Annotated in this window: 18 protein-coding genes; 5 read left to right on the forward strand and 13 right to left on the reverse strand. The window is 70.8% G+C overall.

Going from position 1 to position 18,842, the window contains the following annotated elements; translation table 11 throughout:
• Nucleotides 1–2 precede the first annotated feature (2 nt).
• The 9 genes from ASH01_RS03045 to ASH01_RS03085 are packed head-to-tail and all read right to left on the reverse strand — an operon-like array spanning nt 3 to nt 9,739.
• Nucleotides 3–1,301, reverse strand: a complete 1,299-nt coding sequence (locus ASH01_RS03045) for an MCE family protein (RefSeq protein WP_056771124.1) — start codon at nt 1,299–1,301, stop codon at nt 3–5.
• Entirely contained in the window at nt 1,298–2,536 is a 1,239-nt protein-coding gene (locus ASH01_RS03050) for an MCE family protein (protein ID WP_056771127.1), read from the reverse strand. The genes ASH01_RS03045 and ASH01_RS03050 overlap by 4 nt, the downstream gene beginning before the upstream one ends.
• Nucleotides 2,533–3,723, reverse strand: coding sequence for an MCE family protein (locus ASH01_RS03055; protein ID WP_056771128.1), 1,191 nt, complete (start codon nt 3,721–3,723; stop codon nt 2,533–2,535). The genes ASH01_RS03050 and ASH01_RS03055 overlap by 4 nt, the downstream gene beginning before the upstream one ends.
• Before the next feature lie 23 nt (nt 3,724–3,746).
• Nucleotides 3,747–4,778 (reverse strand): MCE family protein, encoded by a 1,032-nt coding sequence (locus ASH01_RS03060; RefSeq protein ID WP_056771131.1) that lies wholly within the window; start codon nt 4,776–4,778, stop codon nt 3,747–3,749.
• Complete coding sequence (locus ASH01_RS03065) at nt 4,775–5,806, reverse strand: MCE family protein (protein ID WP_056771134.1); 1,032 nt, start codon at nt 5,804–5,806, stop codon at nt 4,775–4,777. Before ASH01_RS03065 ends, ASH01_RS03060 begins: the two co-directional genes overlap by 4 nt.
• A complete protein-coding gene (locus ASH01_RS03070) occupies nt 5,803–7,134 on the reverse strand; it encodes an MCE family protein (protein WP_082619362.1) in 1,332 nt (443 codons plus the stop codon). The genes ASH01_RS03065 and ASH01_RS03070 overlap by 4 nt, the downstream gene beginning before the upstream one ends.
• The gene (locus ASH01_RS03075) at nt 7,131–7,988 is read right to left on the reverse strand and encodes an MlaE family ABC transporter permease (protein WP_056771139.1); all 858 of its coding nucleotides are present in this window, start codon (nt 7,986–7,988) and stop codon (nt 7,131–7,133) included. Before ASH01_RS03075 ends, ASH01_RS03070 begins: the two co-directional genes overlap by 4 nt.
• A gap of 10 nt (nt 7,989–7,998) precedes the next feature.
• Complete coding sequence (locus ASH01_RS03080; protein ID WP_056752740.1) at nt 7,999–8,769, reverse strand: MlaE family ABC transporter permease; 771 nt, start codon at nt 8,767–8,769, stop codon at nt 7,999–8,001.
• A gap of 1 nt (nt 8,770) precedes the next feature.
• Entirely contained in the window at nt 8,771–9,739 is a 969-nt protein-coding gene (locus ASH01_RS03085; RefSeq protein ID WP_056771142.1) for an ABC transporter ATP-binding protein, read from the reverse strand.
• 150 nt (nt 9,740–9,889) lie between these two features.
• On the opposite strand from ASH01_RS03085, the gene ASH01_RS03090 reads away from it, so the two are divergent.
• Nucleotides 9,890–10,366: a DUF4178 domain-containing protein gene (locus tag ASH01_RS03090; RefSeq protein WP_056771144.1), complete on the forward strand. Its 477-nt coding sequence runs from the start codon at nt 9,890–9,892 to the stop codon at nt 10,364–10,366.
• Here ASH01_RS03090 and ASH01_RS03095 read toward each other — a convergent pair.
• On the reverse strand, nt 10,342–11,556 hold the full coding sequence (locus ASH01_RS03095; protein WP_156415390.1) for a hypothetical protein: 1,215 nt from the start codon (nt 11,554–11,556) through the stop codon (nt 10,342–10,344). The two genes, ASH01_RS03090 and ASH01_RS03095, sit on opposite strands and share 25 nt — an antisense overlap.
• Before the next feature lie 133 nt (nt 11,557–11,689).
• On the opposite strand from ASH01_RS03095, the gene ASH01_RS03100 reads away from it, so the two are divergent.
• The 3 genes from ASH01_RS03100 to ASH01_RS03110 all read left to right on the forward strand — a co-directional run bounded on the left by ASH01_RS03100 (nt 11,690) and on the right by ASH01_RS03110 (nt 14,682).
• Nucleotides 11,690–12,058 carry an RNA polymerase sigma factor gene (locus ASH01_RS03100; RefSeq protein ID WP_056771150.1) on the forward strand — a complete coding sequence of 123 codons (369 nt, stop codon included), beginning with the start codon at nt 11,690–11,692 and terminating at the stop codon, nt 12,056–12,058.
• A 105-nt stretch (nt 12,059–12,163) separates the two neighbouring features.
• Nucleotides 12,164–13,555 (forward strand): FAD-binding oxidoreductase, encoded by a 1,392-nt coding sequence (locus tag ASH01_RS03105; protein WP_443081028.1) that lies wholly within the window; start codon nt 12,164–12,166, stop codon nt 13,553–13,555.
• Nucleotides 13,555–14,682 (forward strand): pyridoxal-phosphate-dependent aminotransferase family protein, encoded by a 1,128-nt coding sequence (locus ASH01_RS03110; protein ID WP_056771155.1) that lies wholly within the window; start codon nt 13,555–13,557, stop codon nt 14,680–14,682. Before ASH01_RS03105 ends, ASH01_RS03110 begins: the two co-directional genes overlap by 1 nt.
• 312 nt (nt 14,683–14,994) lie before the next feature.
• Here the strand turns inward: ASH01_RS03110 and rplL are convergent, their stop codons facing one another.
• Nucleotides 14,995–15,381: a 50S ribosomal protein L7/L12 gene (gene rplL, locus ASH01_RS03115; RefSeq protein WP_056771157.1), complete on the reverse strand. Its 387-nt coding sequence runs from the start codon at nt 15,379–15,381 to the stop codon at nt 14,995–14,997.
• 69 nt (nt 15,382–15,450) lie between these two features.
• Nucleotides 15,451–16,038 (reverse strand): 50S ribosomal protein L10, encoded by a 588-nt coding sequence (gene rplJ / locus ASH01_RS03120; RefSeq protein WP_056771162.1) that lies wholly within the window; start codon nt 16,036–16,038, stop codon nt 15,451–15,453.
• A 319-nt stretch (nt 16,039–16,357) separates the two neighbouring features.
• On the opposite strand from rplJ, the gene ASH01_RS03125 reads away from it, so the two are divergent.
• Nucleotides 16,358–17,308 (forward strand): DUF3152 domain-containing protein, encoded by a 951-nt coding sequence (locus ASH01_RS03125; RefSeq protein WP_235508485.1) that lies wholly within the window; start codon nt 16,358–16,360, stop codon nt 17,306–17,308.
• A gap of 93 nt (nt 17,309–17,401) precedes the next feature.
• On the opposite strand, the gene ASH01_RS03130 is transcribed toward ASH01_RS03125, so the two are convergent.
• Complete coding sequence (locus ASH01_RS03130) at nt 17,402–18,658, reverse strand: choice-of-anchor P family protein (RefSeq protein WP_056771165.1); 1,257 nt, start codon at nt 18,656–18,658, stop codon at nt 17,402–17,404.
• Nucleotides 18,659–18,842: the final 184 nt, after the last annotated feature.

The raw sequence follows: 18,842 nt of genomic DNA on the forward strand, positions 1-18,842 counted from the left end.
GGCTAGCGGAGCGCCTCCTGCATCATCCAGAGCCAGCTCGTGCCGTTGTCGGTCCGTTCGTCGCCACCGGCCGGAGCGACCGGCGACTGGACTGACAACGACTCAGGGCTGCCGGAGGTCACGGCCCGGTTGCCGAGGGCGACCGGTGTCGCCCCGAAGGACATCGGGTAGCTCTGCCCGCTCTGCCCCCCTCGGGTGGGTTTGGGGGCGTTCTGGGCCCCGCGCACGTTGACGCCCGAGCCACGAGAGGCCGCGCAGTGCGCGTCGAGGTTGACGGGCGGCAGGCCCGTCGTGCGGTGCGGGTCGACCTTCGTCGTGCCCTCGTAGCCCGCCTCGCACGCCTTGGGGTCGTCGACGTTGAGCACGAGCCCGAAGTGCGCGGTGCCGTCGCCGGGCACGACGCTGAAGCCACCCGTCACGACGTCGGGGTAGGTGACGAGCAGCTGCTCGATGCCGTCGAGCCGGGCCGTCGTCACGTTGCCGATGGTGATGAAGTTGGCGAGGAGCGCAGCCAGGCTCTGCTTGTTCTCCGAGATGAGGGCGTCGAGCTGCTCGACCGCGACGGACCCTCGGTCGAGGACGACGCGCAGGTCGGGGTCGGCCTGGCGGAGCGCGTCGGCGACGTTCGCGAAGCCGGACACGCTGGTGCGGATGTCGTCGCCGCTCTTGACCTGCGTGTCGAGGACGATCCGTCCGTCGTCGATGAGACGGGTCGTCTCGGGGAGCGCCTCGGAGGCGGCCGTGGTCAGGGCGTCACCCGAGTCGATGAGCCGCTGCAGGTCGGAGCCGCCACCCTTGAACGCCTCGGCCAGCTCGTCGACCGTGGTCACGAGGGCGTCGCGCGGCACCGACGACACGGTGTCGTCGACGTGCTGGAGCAGCTGGTCGATACGGAGCGGGAACGCGGTCCGGTCGCGCGGGATGACGTCACCGGCGGCGAGGTAGGGCGCCCGAGGCGTGCGGGGCTGGAGGTCGAGGTACTGCTCTCCCACCGCCGAGCGGTTCTCGACGACGGCCTTGGTGTCCTTGGGGACCTCGGTGCCGCGGTCGAGGCGCGCGTCGACGACGACGCCGTCGCCCGACAGGCGCATCCCGTCGACCTTGCCGACCGTGACGCCCCGGTAGGTGACCTCGGCGCCGACGAAGATGCCACCCGACTGGGCGAGGTCGGCGGACACGACGTAGCTGCCGCCGGCGATCTTGTCGGTGAGACCGACGTAGTTGGCCGACAGGATCGCGACGAGGGTGATGGACAGCAGGGCGAAGGCGGCCAGCTGGAGTCGGACGGTGCGGGTGATCATCGGGAGCCTCCCGTGGGGAAGAGCGTGGACCACGACGCCGCGTCGGCGGTGCCGGCTCCGGCGCCGGGCCGGCTCGAGCCGAGCAGGCCGCCCGGCAGCGTCGTCGGCAGGGGCACCCCGGGCACCGAGGGGACGGTGACGCTCGGGAGCGGGACCGAGGGCACCGGCACCGACGGCAGTGGCACGGAGGGCAGCGGCACCCCCGGGATGCCCGGGAGGTTCGGGAGCTTCCCGACGCCGAGGTTGCCGGCGATGGTGTCGAGGTTGGTGTCGAGGGTGGCCCAGAGGTTCGTGAAGTCACCCTTGATCGTGTTCTGGGCGTTGTTGGGGAAGGGGTAGGTCAGGAGCAGCTGGTAGCTCTTCGGCAGGTCGTCACCGGCCTTGTTGAGCTGGCGCAGGATCGGGCTCACGGCCCGGAGGTTGGCCTCGAGGTCGGCGCGCGACCCTCGGATCACCCGGGTGCCGACCTCGCCGAGGTCGCGCAGCGCCGTCAGCATCGCGGTCAGCTGCCGACGCTGGTCGGCGAGGATCTTCAGGCCCTTGGGCAGCTCGTCCAGTGCCGCGGCGATCTTGGCCTGGTTCCGGGCCAGGGTCGACGAGAGCCGGTCGATGCTGTCGATGGCCCGGACGATCTCGCCCTTCTGGGCGTCGAGTCCCCCGACGAACGTGTTGAGCTGCGTGACGAGGTCCTTGACGTCGCCGGTGCGACCGCGGAGGGCGTTGTTGAGCTCGGCCTCGATGGTCTTCAGCTGTGCGACACCACCACCGTTGAGCAGCAACGACATCGCGCCGAGGACCTCCTCGACCTCGGGGTTACGGCTCGTGCGCGACAGCGGGATGCGGTCGCCCTGCCCGAGGCGGCCCTGGGCCGGCACGTCGGTGGGGGCTGCCAGCGCGACGTACTTCTCGCCGAGCAGCGAGGTCTGCTTGAGCTCGGCCGTGGCGTTGTCGGGCAGCACGACGTTGCCGGGGAGCCGCAGCCGGACCGTCGCGGTCCACCCGGTCACCTGGATGTCCTCGACGGACCCCACGGTCACCTGGTTGACCTTGACCGACGACTGCGGCACGAGGTCGAGCACGTCGGCGAACTCGGCGGTGACCGTGTAGGAGTCGTCGCCGGTGCCGGCGCCACCCGGCAGCGGGAGGTCGTAGGCGCTGCAGCCCCCGAGAGCGAGGGAGGCCAGCACGACGACGGCGGACCGACGTCGGGAACGGGAGCGGACGGCATACGTCATCGGGAGCCTCCGAGCAGTCCGCCGAGGGTGGGGTCGGCGCCGCGCAGGTTGACGAGGCCGCTCGACTGCGGAGTGCCCTGCAGCGCAGTGCCGCTCGGCAGCGACGGCAGGGTGGGCAGCTTCGGCAGCAACGCCTTCTTGAGGGAGTCGCACAGCTTGGTGTTGCCGGTGTGCGTCGGGCCGGTGAGGATCGAGCACACGAGCAGCAGCGGGTCGTCGAAGCCCTTGGCGTTGTTGCGGGTGTCGAGGGTGCCGGTCTCGGGGTGGTAGGCGTTCTGGAGGTTCGACAGCGCGACCGGGGCGTTCTCGAGGAGCTGGGCCAGGGCCTGACGGTTCTTCGCGAAGGCGTTGGTGACGGTGACCGCCCGGTCGAGGTTGCTCTTGAGCAGCGCCCGGTTGTCGGAGACGAAGCCCGACACCTCGTCGACCGCGACCCCGAGGCTCTCGAGCGTCGCCTTGAGGTTCTCCCGCTCCTCGCTCAGCTGGGTCGCCACGGTCGCGAGGTCGGTGTTGAGCCGCCGCACCTGCGCGTTGTTCGTCGCGAGCATCGAGGTGAAGGACTGGAGGTTCTTCACCGTGCCGAAAAGGTCGTCGCGGCTGCCGGACAGGGTCGAGAGCGCGGTCGAGAGGTCGTGCACCGTGCCGTTGATCTTGTCGCCGTTGCCGTCGAGGTTGGCGGCAGAGGTGCGCAGCAGCTCGTTGAGCGCACCGTCCTTGTTTGCCCCGTCGGGACCGAGCGCCACCATGAGGTCGTCGAGGCTCTGCGACACCCGGTCGAGCTCAACCGGAACTGCCGTGCGCTCCAAGGGGATTCGCGTCCCGGCAGCCAGCGCCGGGCCCGCCTCGTAGACGGGGAGCAACTGGACGTAGCGGTCCGAGACGAGCGACGGCGCGACGATCGCGGCCTTGGCCGAGGCGGGAACGCGGTACTTGTCGTCGTAGCTGAAGGTGACGTGCACGTGGTCGCCCTCGGGCGTCACGGTGTCGACCTGGCCGACCTTGACCCCGAGGATGCGCACGTCGGATCCGGGGTAGAGACCGACGGCGCGCGTGAAGTCGGCGCTGACCGACGTCTGGCCCTGGCGGGGCCAGAAGACGATGCCGGCCGCGACGAGCGCGACGACGACGAGGCCGCTGACGACCTTGCCGAGCACGGTGGCGGGGCCGTGCAGCCGGCCGAACGGCATACGGGATCCTTGGCGCGCAGGCATCAGCGACCACCTCCGGAGGTGCCGGGAAGGAGCAGGTCGGGCAGCTTCGTGCCGGGCAGGGCGAGCCCGGGCGTGCCGACCGGCACGACGAGGTTGGAGACCCACGTGTCGAACCAGCGTCCGGTGCCCAGGGTGTTGGCGTAGACCCGCGTGAAGGGCGCCATCGCCTGAATCGTCTTCTGGAGGTCGGCGTCGTGCTTCTGGAGCATGGCGAGCGTCGTGTCGAGCTGGGCGAGGGCCGGCTTCAGCTGTGCCCGGTTGTCGCGGGCGAGGCCGGTCAGCTGCTTGGCGAGCGCCGAGGTGTTGCGGAAGAGCGTGCGGATGTCGTCGCGGCGCTTGACGAGCTCGACCATGAGCAGGTCGGCGTCCCGGATGAGCGTGCTGACCTGCTCGTTGCGGCTGCGGACGAGGCCGGTGACGCTGTTGGCCCGCTGGAGCAGCGAGCCGAGCTCGGCGTCGCGGCTCGCCACCGTGCGGGAGAGGCGTGAGAGGCCGTCGAGCGTGGCCTTGACGTACTGCGGGCTGTCCTTGAACTCCGTCGCGATGACCGTCAGGGACTTCGCGAGCTGGTCGGTGTCGATGCGCTCGGTCGTCGTCGTGAGGTCCTGGAAGGCGTTGATGACGTCGTAGGAGCTGACGGTGCGCGAGACCGGGATCTGCGCGTCGGCGTCGAGCTGGCCCTGCCCCTTGGGGTCGAGCGCGACGTACTTCTCCCCGAGGATCGTCTTCATCCGGATCGAGGCACCGGTCTGCTGGCCGAAGCTCGCGTCCTCGGTGATGGTGAAGTCGACGCGGACGTGGCCGTCCTCGAGGTCGACGCCGGTCACCTTGCCGACCTTGACCCCGGCGATGCGCACGTCGTCGTCGGGCTTGATGCCGCCGGCCTCCGAGAAGGCCGCGCTGTAGGCCGTCCCGCCGCCGATGAGCGGAAGGCTGGAGGCGTTGAACGCCAGGTACAGCACCACCGCGATGACGAGCAGGCCGATCGCACCGATCGGGACCGGGTTGCGCTCTCGGAAGGGGATGCTCATGACTCGCACCTCGCTGACGAGACGTCGTAGGTGGGGCTCACGCCCGGGAGGATCGGGCTCTTGGTGTCGAACTTGCAGAGGTAGAAGTTGAACCACGACCCGTAGGTCGCCGTGCGCGTCAGCGTGGCGATGCGCCCCGGCGCGCCGGTGATGAAGTCCTCGAACTCCTTGACGTTGGCCGGCTTGTTGAGCGTCGTGGCCAGCGTGCGCAGCTGGGAGACGTCGTCCTTGATGAGCGGGCGCGTCGAGACGAGCAGGTCGGCGGTCTCGGCCGAGAGGGTGTTGATCCCGGACAGCGAACGGCCGATCGTCTCGCGGTCGGCCGCGAGCCCGCTCGTGAAGCGCTGGAGCTGGTCGATGAGCGAGAGCAGCTGCTGGTCGTGGGCGTCGACGGTGCCGAGCACGGTGTTGAGGTTGTCGATGGTGCGGCCGATGACGGCGTCGCGGTCGGCGATGGCGGACGTGAGGCTGGCCGTCTTGGCGAGCAGGGTGTTGACGTCGCCACCCTCCCCCTGCAACGTCTGGATGAGCAGGCCCGAGAGCTCATTGACGTCGCTCGGCGACAGCGCGGCGAAGAGCGGCTTGAAGCCGTTGAAGAGGACGGTGAGGTCGAGCGCGGGGTGGGTGCGCGAGAGCGGGATCGTCGAGCCGTCGGCGAGCGGGGCGGGGGCGCCGGTGCCCTGGCTCAGCGCGAGGTAGCGCTGGCCGACGAGGTTGCGGTACTTGACCGTCACCTCGGTGCCCTGCGTCAGCACCGAGCTCTTGAGCACCGAGAAGTCGATCTCGGCCGTGGCGCCCTCGGACGTCGCGTCGTGGGCGACGCGGACGTCGGTCACCTCGCCGACCCTGACACCGGCGATGCGGACGTCCTGCCCGGCGATGACACCCGTCGCGTCGGTGACGACGGCCGTGTAGGTCGCCTTGGAGCCGAGCTGGATGTTGGCGATCGTCAGCGCGAGAATGCTCGTCGCGAAGAGCGTGACCGCCGCGAAGACGATGAGCTTGATGAGTGAGCCCTTGACCTTCATCGGGTGCTCACCACCGTGCCGCGCATCATCGGCCCGGCGAGCAGGGTCTGGATGCCGCTCTCGCCGCCGTCGGACGGCTGTCCGCCATGGCCCAGCAGCGCCCCGACGACGCGCTGCTCGTCGACCGTGCCGGCGCTGCCGGAGTCGGCCGCGGAGGCGTCGCCGAGCAGTGCCTGGGGCACGGCCGAGAAGGGCGTCGCGTCGCTCGCGGGCTGGGTGCCGTCGTCGAAGTGGTTGCCCGCGAAGGGGTTCGCCTGAGAACCGTCGGGCGTGGGCAGGCCGTAGCAGTGGGGTCCGCGCTTGTCATCCCAACGGGGCTCCTCACCCGGCCTGTACGGCTGTCGGGGAGGCACGACCTCGAGGGTGATGTGGAAGGTTCCGCCGGCGAAGGCCGCGTTGGCGCGCGGCAGCCAGTTGACCAGGCCCGAGGCCACGCACGGGTAGATCGGGGAGTACTCGGCGAGCAGCTGGAGCGTCGGCTTGCTGACCTGGCCGACCTGGATGATGCGCTGCTCGTTGTCGCGCAGGAAGCCGGCCGCCTCGTTGGCGAAACCTGCGGTGCCGACGAGGAAGGCCGCCAGCTGCTGGTCCTTCTCGACGATGGTCTTGTTCGTGACGCGCAGCGACTCGGTCAGACGGAAGAAGTCGGGCGCGACGCCGGCGTAGAGGTCGGCGGTGTCGGCGAGCAGCGAGATGTCTTGTCGGATCGTCGGCATGCTGGGGTTGAGCGCCTTGAGGTAGCGGTCGACGAGCACGAGGTTGCGGCCGATCTGGTCGCCGCGACCGTCGAGCGTCGTCGACAGGGCGTTGAGGGTGGTCGCGAGCTTGGCCGGCTGCACGGTGCGCAGCAGCGGGTAGAGGTTGTCGAGGACCGTCTCGAGCTCGATGGACACCCGGCTGCGGTCCTGCGGGATGGTGTCCCCCGCCTCGATGGGCCGGGCGTTCGACGTGGCCGTCACGAGGTCGACGTAGCGCTCGCCGAAGAGCGTCTTGGGCAGCAGCCGTGCACTGACGTTGGACGGGATCTTGGCAACCTCGTCGGGCTGGAGCGCCAGCTCCAGACGCGCTCCCGTGGGGGTGGCCTCGACGTGGCGCACCTCGCCGACGAGCAGGCCGCGCAGCTTGACGTCGGAGCTCTCCTGCAGCTGGCTGCCGAGGCGGTCGGTCTCGAGCGTGACCATGACGACGGGCGTGAAGCGCTTCTGGAAGGACGCGATGGCCAGGCCAACGAGCAGCGCCAGCACGAGGAGGAAGACGATGCCGTAGGCCTTGACGCCGATGCGCCACCGCGTCAGCTGGGTGAGCGGGCCGGGACTGGTGTCGCTCATCCGGCGATCCTCACGCTCGTCGTCGCGCCCCAGATGGCCAGGGAGAGGAAGAAGTCGACGATGTTGATGGCGACGATCGACGTGCGCACCGCGGTGCCGACGGCGACGCCGACCCCGGCCGGGCCGCCCGACGCGGTGTAGCCGTAGTAGCAGTGGATGAGGATGATGACGACCGCGAAGACCATGACCTTTGCGAACGACCAGAAGACGTCACCCGGTGGCAGGAACAGGTGGAAGTAGTGGTCGTAGGTGCCCTCCGACTGCCCGAAGTACGCCGTCGAGATGAAGCGTGTGGCGGCATACGAGCTGAGCAGCCCGAGGACGTAGAGCGGGATGACGGCGATGAAGCCGGCGATCATGCGGGTCGTGACGAGGAACGGCAGCGACGGGATGCCCATGACCTCGAGCGCGTCGACCTCCTCCGAGATGCGCATGGCGCCGAGCTGGGCGGTGAATCCGCAGCCGACCGTGGCCGCGAGCGCCAGTCCCGCGACGAGCGGGGCGATCTCACGGGTGTTGAGGTAGGCCGAGAAGAAGCCCGTGAAGGCCCCGGTGCCGAGCTGCTCGAGCGAGGAGTAGCCCTGCAGGCCGACCTCGGTGCCGGTGAAGAAGGCGAGGAAGGCGATGACACCCACCGTGCCGCCGATGACCGAGAGCGCACCGGTGCCGAGGGAGACCTCGGCGAGCAGCCGGATGACCTCCTTCTTGTACCGGCGGATCGTGCGTCCGCTCCACGCGAGGGAGCGCACGTAGAAGCGCATCTGCTCGCCGAGCGAGTCGAGCGCGCGGGAGGGCCGGCTCGCGAGGTGGAGCAGCCGCTCCGAGCCCGGTCGAGTCTGGGTCTTGGTCGCCATCGCCCTCTCCTCAGATCTTCTGCGGGACGACTTGGAAGTACACAGCCGTGATGACGAAGTTGACGACGAAGAGCAGCATGAACGTGATGACGACGCTCTGGTTCACCGCGTCGCCGACGCCCTTGGGACCACCGCCCGCGTTGAGCCCCTTGTAGGCCGCGACGACGGCCGCGATGGCACCGAAGATCAGGGCCTTGATCTCGGCGGTCCAGAGGTCGGGCAGCTGGGCCAGCGCGGTGAAGCTCGCGATGTACGCGCCCGGCGTGCCGCCCTGGACGATGACGTTGAAGACGTAGCCGCCGACGACGCCGACGACCGACACGAGCCCGTTGAGCAGGACCGCGACGAGCATCGAGGCGAGCACCCGGGGCACGACGAGGCGCTGGATCGGGCTGATGCCGAGCACCTCCATGGCGTCGATCTCCTCGCGGATCTTGCGCGAGCCGAGGTCGGCACAGATGGCCGAGCCGCCCGCGCCGGCGATGAGCAGGGCCGTGACGATCGGGCTGGCCTCGCGCAGCACCGCGAGGACGCTCGCAGCGCCGGTGTAGGACTGGGCGCCGAGCTGGCGGGTCAGCGTGCCGAGCTGGAGGGCGATGACCGCGCCGAACGGGATGGAGACGAGGGCGGTCGGCAGGATCGTCACGCTCGCGATGAACCACGCCTGCTGGATGAACTCCTTGACCTGGAACGGGCGCTTCGGCAGGGCCCGGAACACGTCGAGGGCGAGCGCGAAGAGCGAGCCGGACTGGCGCAGGGCGCCCGTGAGGGGTGCGGCCACGTCAGCTCACCCCCGCCCGGACACCGGGGATGCCGGCGTTGCGCGACTCGAAGGAGCCGGGCGGCGGCGTGATGCCGTTGTCGCGGCACCAGCCGCCGGCAGGCCGCTCCGCGCGACGCGGCTTGCCGTCGCTCGTCGGGAGCTGGAGGGCGATCGGCGGCAGGGGCGGCAGCTCCTGACCGGACTCGGCGGCGAGCTCGTCGGCGTCCTTCTCCTCCGACATGCCGATCGGGCCGATCGTCTGTGCGTTGAGGAACTGCCGCACGACGGGCTCCTCCGAGCTGAGCAGCATCTCGCGCGGCCCGAACATCGCGAGGTGCTTGTGGTAGAGCAGGCCGATGTTGTCGGGCACCGTCCGGGCCGTGTTGATGTCGTGCGTGACGATGAGGAACGTCGCGTCGATCTGAGCGTTGAGGTCGACGAAGAGCTGGTTGATGTAGCTCGTGCGCACCGGGTCGAGACCGGAGTCCGGCTCGTCGATGAGGAGGATCTCGGGGTCCAGCACGAGCGCCCGGGCCAGCCCGGCGCGCTTGCGCATGCCGCCGGAGATCTCTCCCGGGAGCTTGCCCTCGGCACCGGACAGACCGACGAGGTCCATCTTCTCGGTCACGATGCGCTTGATCTCGGCCTCGGTCTTCTTCGTGTGCTCGCGCAGCGGGAAGGCGACGTTGTCGTAGAGGGTCATCGAGCCGAACAGGGCGCCGTCCTGGAAGAGGACGCCGAAGAGCTTGCGCACCTCGTAGAGGTCGGCCTCGCGCAGGCGGGTCAGGTCACGTCCGTTGATGACGATCGACCCAGCATCCGGCTTGAGCAGGCCGACGAGCGTCTTGAGGAAGACGGACTTGCCGGTGCCCGAGGGCCCGAGCATGACCGAGATCTCTCCCGCGGGAAGCGTGAGGGTCACGTCCCGCCAGATCGTCTGCGAACCGAAGGTCTTGGTCAGACCTTGCACCGCGATCTCCACACCCATGTGGCATCCACCTATGTCTTCCTGGCCGTCTCGACTCGGCTACGGGGGAAACGAGGGCGCCGGGCGGAAGTTACGCGCCAGTCGGGTTCTCCCGGTCAGGCGGCTCCCCCGCGGTTAACCTGTGCGAGTCATGTGGAGCCAGGAGGATGCATGCGCGCAGAACTGCGGCCGTCACAGGTCGCACCGGGGGCTCTGCTCGAGGTCGAGGGCAGCACGTACCGGGTCGTCGGGACCGTCCGGTTCGACCTCGGCGGCACTCGGTGGGGCGAGCACTGCATCACCTCGTCGGGCCCGCGGGAGTGGCTCTCTCTGCAGCCGCGCGGCGCCGGGTGCGTCATCCACTGGCGGACCCGGGACGACCTCTTCGGCGACCCGGACCACGGGGGCATGAGTCTCGACGGCCGCGACTGGACGCTGCTCGAGGCCGGGTCGCTCACCTACACGGCCGAGGGTGACACGGGTCTCGGCGTCCGGGGCACGTGCGATTTCGTCGAGTTCGTCGCGACGGACTCACCCGATGCCGTCCTCGTCTACGAGAGCTTCGACGGCGGCATGTGGGAGATCAGTGTCGGTCGACTCGCCGACCCGGCACGCGTGCGCGGCTACCGCGAGGTCGCCGGCGACTGACCTCCGTCGTGCGTGGCCGTGACCTCGTGGGCCACGAGGTCCCCGTCGACGCGCAGGGTGACCGCGGCGACGCGGTCGGCCCCCTCGAGGTCCGCGAGGCGGGCGAGCACGTCGGCGATCCGGCCGAAGGTCTCGGGGCTGGGCACGGGTGCCTGGCCGTCGGCGTTGCCCGACAGCCCGGTCAGTCGGTGGTCGGCGTCCATCGTCAGGGCTGCGGTCATCCGCTGGACCGGCGCGCCCCGCTGCGCCTCGACGCCGCGGCGCAGGGTCGTCGCCAGCTCGTCGAGCAGCCCGTCGAGCCGCGTGGGTGGCGTATGCCGTCCGCCCGCCGCTGCGCCCGACGTGACCGGCGGGGTCGGCGGGGTCGGCTCCGTGGCGAGCTCGGTGACAGACTCGGTGACCGGCTCGTCCACGGGATCGGTGACGGGATCGGTGACGGGATCGGTGACGGGCGTCGACGGGGCCTCGCTGGCCGGCTCTGCCGTGGCTCGCGGGGCGTGGCCCTCGCTGAGAAAGCCGATCGCGGCGAACTGGATCTTGGCGAAGTCGACCTCGGCGTCGCGGGCCAGCGAGTTGTCGATGACATAGGCGAGGTTGACGGCGAGGTCGGCCATGCCCGGGTGCAGCTGCTGGCCGACGAAGCGCGCACACAGCAGCAGCGCGTGCACGCGCACCATCGTCCGACCCTTGCGGTCCTGCACCTGCTGGTCCGGCTCGACGCGACGCAGGTCGAACCCGTCCCGGGGGTAGAAGTGCAGCGGGCGTTCGAGGACGAGCAGCGAGTAGTCCGGCCGGTCGGAGCCCGGCATGAGCCGGTACAGCTCGCCGTTGAGCGGCAGCTGCCACTCCAGCTCGGCGGGCGCGCTGTCGAAGCGCGTCACGCACACGAGGGGCCCGTAGCGTCCTGTCGGGCTCGAGGCGTCGGCCGTCGGGCTCGAGGCGTCGGCCATCGGGGCCGCCGTCGGGGTCGGAGGCGCCGTGGTGGTCGAGGCGGTCGGTGCCCCGAGAGGGCTGGTTGCCGCAGCAGGGCCGGGCGCGGCGGCCGGGCTGTGCGCTTGGGCGGCCATCGTCGGCGCCGCGGGCACCGCTGCAACCTCGGGCGCGTTGGGGTCAACGGGGGGCGCCTGCTCGGCAGCGGTGTCCGCGTCGTCGTCAGCAGCGGGCCTGAAGGTGCGCGACAGCCATCCCATGCGGGCAAACCTACCGGGACCGGTCGACCGATCGACGGATCGGCGGGGTGTGGCCGCAGCAGATCCGGCCCCTCGGTGCGTCACAGTGTCGGAGGAGCGTGGGCCGAGCACGCGCCGGACAGGGAGGCAGGGCGTGGAGGCGTCGTTCGAGGACTTCGTGCGCAGCCGAGGGCCGGCGCTGCTGCGCTACGCCCACCTGCTCTGCGGTGACGGCGCCCGGGCCGAGGACCTCGTCCAGGATGCCCTCGTCAAGGTGCACCGCCGCTGGGCCGGTGGCGCCGAGGTGTCCGCGCCGTTCGCGTACTGCGCCGACAGCCGCGACGTCGTCGCCTCGCTGACCCTCACGATCACCGGCGCCGACGTGTCGACCACGACCTCCACCCCGTCGCTCATGTCGACCGTCACCTACACCGTGGGCGCGACCGTGACGAGCACGACCGTCGTCGCCCTGTCACCCGGTTCCCACGGCGCCGCGACCGAGACCGTCACGGTGAGCCGGTGAACGAGCCCGCGCGACAGGGTCGCTGACGCGCGAGCCGGCGGGACGGCATACGCCATCTCCTCGCCCGGGACGCCCGCGCCGGCCGGTCGTGGTTACGGTGGACCGGTGACGACAGTGAGCAAGGACGCTCCGGACCTGCGCGCCCTCGAGGGGCTCGCCGAGTCCCTGACGCCCGGCGCGTTGCTGACCGACCCCGACAGCGTGGCGGCCTACCGCTTCGACTACACGGCTGACGCCGGAGCCGGTGTGCCGCTCGCCGTGGTCCGCGCGTCGAGCGCGGCCGACGTGCAGGCCACCGTGCGCTGGGCCGGGGAGCACGAGGCCCCCGTCGTGCCCCGCGGTGCCGGCAGCGGGCTCTCAGGGGGCTCGAACGCCGTCGACGGCTGCATCGTGCTGAGTCTCGAGCGGATGCGGGCCGTCGAGATCGACCCGACCACGCGCACGGCGGTCGTCGAGGCCGGAGCCCTCAACGTCGAGGTCAAGCAGGCGGCCGCCGAGCACGGGCTCTGGTACCCGCCCGACCCGTCGTCCTTCGAGATCTGCTCGATCGGCGGCAACGTCGCAACGAACGCGGGCGGCCTGTGCTGCGTCAAGTACGGCGTGACGACCGACTACGTGCTCGGCCTCGACGTCGTCCTCGCGGACGGGACGCTCGTGCACCTCGGCGGCCAGCGCGTCAAGGACACCGCAGGCCTCTCGCTCGTCAAGCTCTTCGTCGGCAGCGAAGGGACTCTGGGCGTCGTGACCCGGGCGACGCTGCGGCTCGTCCCCGCGCAGGCGCCGCCCGCCACCCTCGTGGCCACCTTCGACACCGTCGAGGACGCCGCGCGGGTGGTCGTCGCCATCGGCAATACCCTCCGCGCGTCGATGATGGAGCTCATGGACCGGGCGTCGGTCAACGCCGTCGAGGACCACCGCAGCATGGGGCTCGACCGCGAGGCCGGTGCCATGCTGCTCGCGCAGTCCGACGCCCCCGGTGCGGCCCGCGGCGAGGAGATCGCCGTGATGGAGCGGCTGTGCCGGGACGGCGGCGCGCGCGAGTGCTTCACGACGACGGATGCCGCAGAGGGCGAGATGTTCGTCGCGGCCCGTAGAGCCGCCATCGTCGCCATCGAGCGGCGAGGCGCGATCATGCTCGAGGACGTCGGCGTGCCGGTGCCGCGCCTCCCCGACCTGCTGACCGGCATCGCCGACATCTCACGCAGATACGACCTCGAGATCCCCGTCGTGGCCCACGCCGGCGACGGCAACACGCACCCCGTCATCGTCTATCCGCCGGGCGACACGGACGCCGGTTCCCGTGCGGCACAGGCCTTCTCGGAGGTCATGAGCCTCGCGATCGGGCTCGGCGGCACCATCACCGGCGAGCACGGCGTCGGCCGGCTCAAGCGCGCGGCCCTGCCCGAGCAGCTCGGGCCCGACGTCATGGCCCTCACCCACCGCATCAAGAACGCCCTCGACCCGCAGGGCATCCTCAACCCCGGAGCAGGATTCTGATGACCACGACCCCGCCCGTCACGACCCGCCGCTCGATCGCCGACCGGCACCTCTTCGGTCCCGGTCCGTGCAACCCCTACCCCGAGGCGACCCTCGCCCTCGCAGCACCTCTGCTCGGACACCTCGACCCGGACTTCCTCGCGATCATGGACGAGACGTGCGACCTGCTCCGGTACGCCTGGGGCACCGACAACCGCCGCACCCTCCCGCTCTCGGCCACCGGGTCAGCGGGCATGGAGGCCGCCTTCGTCAACACCGTCTCCCCCGGCGACGTCGTCGTCGTGGCCGTCAACGGGCTCTTCGGGGAGCGCATGGTCGACGTCGCGGGCCGCCACGGCGCCGAGGTGGTCCGCGTCGACCACGAGTGGGGCACACCCGTCGACGCGGAGCGGGTCTCCGCGGCCCACCCGTCGCCGAAGATCATCGCCGCAGTCCATGCCGAGACGTCCACCGGCGTCCGCTCCGACATCGCCGCCCTCGGCGCGGTCAAGGGCGACGCCCTGCTGCTCGTCGACGCGGTCACCAGCATCGGCGGGATCGAGCTGCGCGCCGACGACTGGGGCATCGACATCGGCTACGCCGGCACCCAGAAGTGCCTCGGCGTCGCGCCCGGCCTCGCTCCCTTCACCATCAGCGACCGCGCCTTCGAGCGCCGCGTCGAGAAGCCGTCGTCCTGGTACCTCGACCTCGGCCTGCTCGGCGGCTACGTCGGTGAGGCCTCCGGCTCGGGCAAGCGCACCTACCACCACACGGCGCCGACCGCGATGGTCGCGAGCCTCCATGCAGGCCTCCAGCGCATCGCCGACGAGGGCCTCGAGAAGGTCTGGGACCGCCACGCCGAGGCCGGCCGCCTCCTCCAGGACGGCCTCGAGGAGATGGGCCTCGCCCTCTTCGCCGCCGAGGGCTCTCGCCTGCCCGAGCTGACGACGGTCCGCGTACCCGACGGGGTCGACTCCGCCGCCGTCCGCGCCTACCTCCTCGAGCGCCACAACCTCGAGATCGGAGCCGGCGTGGGCGAGTTCGCTTCCACCGTCTGGCGCATCGGCCTGATGGGCCACAACGCGCGCCCCGACCGCGTCGCCCTCGTCCTCGCCGCCCTGAAGGACGCCCTGGCCCACGCCACCTGACGCAGCCTCCCCCGGTTCGAGGGGCGCGGGGCGTGGCGGTGGTCGCGGCATCGGCGGCGGGCGCTGACGCTGGGAGCGAGCGTGCACAAGGGCGCGGGGCGTGGCGGTGGTCGCGGCATCGGCGGCGGGCGCTGACGCCGGGAGCGAGCGTGCCGGCATACGCCCGCCGACGCTCCACGCCGCGAGCGCCGTCGCGCCCCACGACCGCCCAACCAGCAACCCCCGCAAACCGGGACAGCGAAAGGCGGGCCCGACCGTGTGGTCGGACCCGCCTTCGCGGTAGAGCAGTGATCCCGGCAGAGCCGGGTCAGATCACTTGAGCTCGACGGACGCGCCGGCGCCCTCGAGCTGCTCCTTGGCCTTCTCGGCCGCAGCCTTGTCGACACCCTCGAGGACGGGCTTGGGGGCGCCGTCAACGAGGTCCTTGGCCTCCTTGAGGCCGAGGCTCGTGAGCGCGCGGACCTCCTTGATGACCTGGATCTTCTTCTCGCCCGCGGCGGTGAGAACGACGTCGAACGAGTCCTTCTCCTCCTCCTCGACGGCGGCAGCGCCGCCACCGGCAGCGGCGGCAACCGCGGCAACGGGGGCAGCAGCGGTGACCTCGAAGGTCTCCTCGAACTGCTTCACGAACTCGGAGAGCTCGATGAGGGTCATCTCCTTGAAAGCGTCAAGGAGCTCGTCGGTGCTGAGCTTCGCCATGGTGGCTTCCTTCCTAGATATTGCCGTGAGTGGCGTGTTGTTGAATCGAGCTGGTGCGCAGGAGCGCAATCAGCTCTCGTCGCCACCCTCGGCGACGTCGGTGGTTGCCTCGGCGGCCGGAGCGGCCTCCGTGGCGGGACCCTGCGCCTCGACCTTCTGGCGCAGGGCGTCGACCACGCGGGCCGTCTGCGACAGAGGAGCGACGAAGAGGTAGGCGGCCTTGTTGAGGGAGCCCTTCATGGCGCCCGCAAGCTTGGCCAGGAGAACCTCGCGGGACTCGAGGTCCGCGAGCTTCGTGATCTCCTCGGGGGACAAGGTCTTGCCGTCGAGGACGCCAGCCTTGATCACGAGGAGGGGGTGTGCCTTGGCGAAGTCACGCAGACCCTTGGCCGCCTCGACCGGGTCACCGGTGATGAAGGCGATGGCCGACGGGCCCTGGAGGTGACCGTCGAAGGCCGTGATACCGGCCTCCTTGGCGGCGCGCTCCGTGAGCGTGTTCTTGACCACGGCGTAGGTGGCGTGTTCCCGGATCGAGGTGCGCAGCTGCGAGAGCTGGGCCACGGTCAGACCGCGGTACTCGGTGAGAACGGCCGCACCGGACTCACGGAACTTGTCCGCGATCTCGGCAATGGCAGCCGTCTTCTCGGAGTTCGCCATCTGGGCCTCCTTCCCTTGCGTGGTGCCGCCTGTCGAAGGGGCCCGGAGGGCCTGCACGAAAAGAGCCCCGGCGCAGGGCGCTCGGGGCTCGCAGCGACATACTCGAGGTATGCCGTGAGGCTGAGTGTCCTGCGCTGGCTGCCCGCATCGTGCGGAACCTTCGGGAGATCGTGGTTGCCCACGCCCTCCAACCGGCGGTCATTGGTCGTGGACCACAGTACGGGCTGGACCGCTGCGGACCAAATCGAGCCCGGGGCCTGTCGGCGGGTCCGACGCACGATCCCCCACCACACCGGGTACGTGACCTAGCGTGACCCCCATGGCGAGTGGCAGCGCAGTCCGCCGCCCGACCCCGTCAGAGCGGCAGGCGATCCGCCGCCGCCGGACGTGGGCGGGTCTGGCCGTCGTGCTGTGCGTGGCCGCCGACCTCTGGGTCATGACGTCAGCCGGCGCCGGCGAGCCGGTCCCCGAGGGTGCGGTCTCACGCGCCGCGCGGGTCTCAATCACGGCCGGGACGGCACCCGCGGTCTCGATCGACCAGGTCGAGCGAGTGCCCGAGGCCGCGACCGACTCGCAGGTCGACGGTTCCGCCTCGACCGGTGCGACCGGTGCGGCAGGCACCACGGGCTCGACGACGTCGGACGACGCGACGGCCGCCGGGAAGAACGACGGCAAGGACGACGGCAAGGACGACAAGGGCGCGGTCATCCAGGCGGGGTCCGGCAGGTTCACGGTCGTGGCCATGCCCGCGGCCGCCCTGCGCCCGGTCCCCACGAGCGGCCGCACGGTGCGCTACACCGTGGAGCTCGAAGGTGGTCTCGACATCAAGGCCGCGGACCTGGCCACGACGGTGGGGAGCGTGCTGACCGATCCGCGAGGCTGGCAGGCGAAGGACGGCGTCCGCTTCGTCAACGTCTCCCCCGCCGCGGCCGCCAAGGGCGGGGCGACCATCGACCTGCGCATCACGCTCGCGAGCCCCGACACGACCGACCGGCTCTGCGCGCCGCTGCAGACCCGGGGCCAGGTCAGCTGCCACAACTCCGGGCGGGTGGTGCTCAACCTGCGCCGGTGGGTCCTCGGCGCGGAGGCCTACGGCAGCGACATCGCCGGCTACCGCACCTACCTCGTCAACCACGAGGTCGGCCACGGCATCGGTCACGCGCACGCCTATTGCGGCGGGCCGGGCAGGGTGGCCCCGGTCATGATGCAGCAGACCTACGGCCTCAAGGGCTGCACGGCGTGGCCCTGGCCGACCCCGAAGCCGGCCTGACCTCCCACGTCGCGGCCGGCATACGCCCACTCACCCTGGTGACGGGCCGCGGCCGGTGATGCCGACCGCGGCCTCGTCACGATGGGTGCCGTCTCAGAGCAGCGAGCTCGCGGAGTGGCCGACCCGGACGACGGAGCCCGTCGGCAGCGAGCCCAGCACGCGGTCGGTGACGACCTCGATCATGACGACCTCGACCGACTTCGCGGTGCGGGTCACCTTGTGCAGGGTGACCCGGCCGAGCCCCGGCACGGTGACGACCGTGTTGGGCTTGACCGTCGAGGTGATGGACGGCAGACCGGTGATGCGCAGCCCGACGAACCGCGAGGCGTCGGTGGTCACCGGGGTGGCGCCCGCGCTCGATTGGACCGCCGAGGTCTCGGCGACGATCGTGTCGGCGCTGATGAGGCCGTTCAGCACGCGAGGCGCACCAACGGTGTTTTTGACCTGGCTGCGACGCGACGTGGCGGTGATGGTGGAGAGCACGTCTGTCGTCGTCGTGCCGGTGGACACCACCCCCGGCACCCCTGCCGTGGCCACCGTCGCGCGTCCCGAGCCTCCGGTGCACGGGGGGTACGCGAGAGCGGTCCGGCTCGAGGACACGGCGCCGTCGGCGAGGTTGGCCGACGTGGCGTAGCCCATACCGGAGACGAGCCCGACCACTGGTCGCGACAAGGAAGTGTTGGCGACCCCGACGTCGATGCGTGACCCGACCGGCAGGCCGAGGGAGTTCTGTGCGGTGATGACGACCCGCAGGGCCGTCGTGCTGACTCGCCAGTCGTTGCCGGAGAACGCCTTGGTCTGCGTGTTGAGGTAGACCGTGGCGAGCGCGGTCCCGGCCGAGGTCCGCAGCGTGATCGCCGAGTTCGGAGCCGGGTTCGCATTGAGGGCACGCCCGCCGATCTTGAGGCCGAGCAGCTCGGCGCGGTTGTCGCCGCTGTAGACGCCTGTCGTGCTCAACGTCGCCGTGCTGGCCCCGGTGACGGCATCGGCTCGGACGAGCCCGCCGAGGAGGTCGACCGCCCCGGTGGTCGCCGTGGCACGGCTGATCTTGTAGGTCGTCGTCGTCGAGGTCGCGGCCGAGGTGCGCGTCGACCCCACCGACCCGGCCGCCGGGACGGTGACTGCCGCCGTGGATCCCGTGGTCGTGTGGCCGAAGGTAGTCGTGCAGCCGATCGAGGCGATGGCCGTGGGCCCGGAACGCACGAGGCCCCCGACCACGACGTAGGTGCCGTAGGCGAGGGCCGAGACTCCGGTCGCCGGTGCTGCTGCGGATGCCGGTGCGGCACCGAGGGGCGCGGCCATCGTGGAGATGGCCGCTGCTGCGAGGATCGCCGTGAGTTTCCTGTTCATGGTCGTGCTCCTGTCATCGATGCCCTGCTCATCGATCCCCTGACCGATGTACCCATGTCAACGACCCGACCTGTCGGCGTGTTATGGGCTGGATGCGTCAATCGCAAGGTTGGTGTGGTACTGGGGCTCTTGCGATTTCAAGCACCCCCGGAGCGGACGCCGGAGAGGCCGGCCCCTCGTCGGG

It is taken from the genome of Terrabacter sp. Soil811, from assembly GCF_001429655.1.
Taxonomy (GTDB): Bacteria; Actinomycetota; Actinomycetes; order Actinomycetales; family Dermatophilaceae; genus Terrabacter.

What these genes read in the sequence shown, in the direction of transcription:
- ASH01_RS03045 (WP_056771124.1), bottom strand. Translation starts at nt 1,301, where the DNA reads ATGATCACCCGCACCGTCCGACTCCAGCTGGCCGCCTTCGCCCTGCTG.
- ASH01_RS03050 (WP_056771127.1), bottom strand. Translation starts at nt 2,536, where the DNA reads ATGACGTATGCCGTCCGCTCCCGTTCCCGACGTCGGTCCGCCGTCGTC.
- ASH01_RS03055 (WP_056771128.1), bottom strand. Translation starts at nt 3,723, where the DNA reads ATGCCGTTCGGCCGGCTGCACGGCCCCGCCACCGTGCTCGGCAAGGTC.
- ASH01_RS03060 (WP_056771131.1), bottom strand. Translation starts at nt 4,778, where the DNA reads ATGAGCATCCCCTTCCGAGAGCGCAACCCGGTCCCGATCGGTGCGATC.
- ASH01_RS03065 (WP_056771134.1), bottom strand. Translation starts at nt 5,806, where the DNA reads ATGAAGGTCAAGGGCTCACTCATCAAGCTCATCGTCTTCGCGGCGGTC.
- ASH01_RS03070 (WP_082619362.1), bottom strand. Translation starts at nt 7,134, where the DNA reads ATGAGCGACACCAGTCCCGGCCCGCTCACCCAGCTGACGCGGTGGCGC.
- ASH01_RS03075 (WP_056771139.1), bottom strand. Translation starts at nt 7,988, where the DNA reads ATGGCGACCAAGACCCAGACTCGACCGGGCTCGGAGCGGCTGCTCCAC.
- ASH01_RS03085 (WP_056771142.1), bottom strand. Translation starts at nt 9,739, where the DNA reads ATGGGTGTGGAGATCGCGGTGCAAGGTCTGACCAAGACCTTCGGTTCG.
- ASH01_RS03090 (WP_056771144.1), top strand. Translation starts at nt 9,890, where the DNA reads ATGCGCGCAGAACTGCGGCCGTCACAGGTCGCACCGGGGGCTCTGCTC.
- ASH01_RS03095 (WP_156415390.1), bottom strand. Translation starts at nt 11,556, where the DNA reads ATGGGATGGCTGTCGCGCACCTTCAGGCCCGCTGCTGACGACGACGCG.
- ASH01_RS03110 (WP_056771155.1), top strand. Translation starts at nt 13,555, where the DNA reads ATGACCACGACCCCGCCCGTCACGACCCGCCGCTCGATCGCCGACCGG.
- rplL (WP_056771157.1), bottom strand. Translation starts at nt 15,381, where the DNA reads ATGGCGAAGCTCAGCACCGACGAGCTCCTTGACGCTTTCAAGGAGATG.
- rplJ (WP_056771162.1), bottom strand. Translation starts at nt 16,038, where the DNA reads ATGGCGAACTCCGAGAAGACGGCTGCCATTGCCGAGATCGCGGACAAG.
- ASH01_RS03125 (WP_235508485.1), top strand. Translation starts at nt 16,358, where the DNA reads ATGGCGAGTGGCAGCGCAGTCCGCCGCCCGACCCCGTCAGAGCGGCAG.
- ASH01_RS03130 (WP_056771165.1), bottom strand. Translation starts at nt 18,658, where the DNA reads ATGAACAGGAAACTCACGGCGATCCTCGCAGCAGCGGCCATCTCCACG.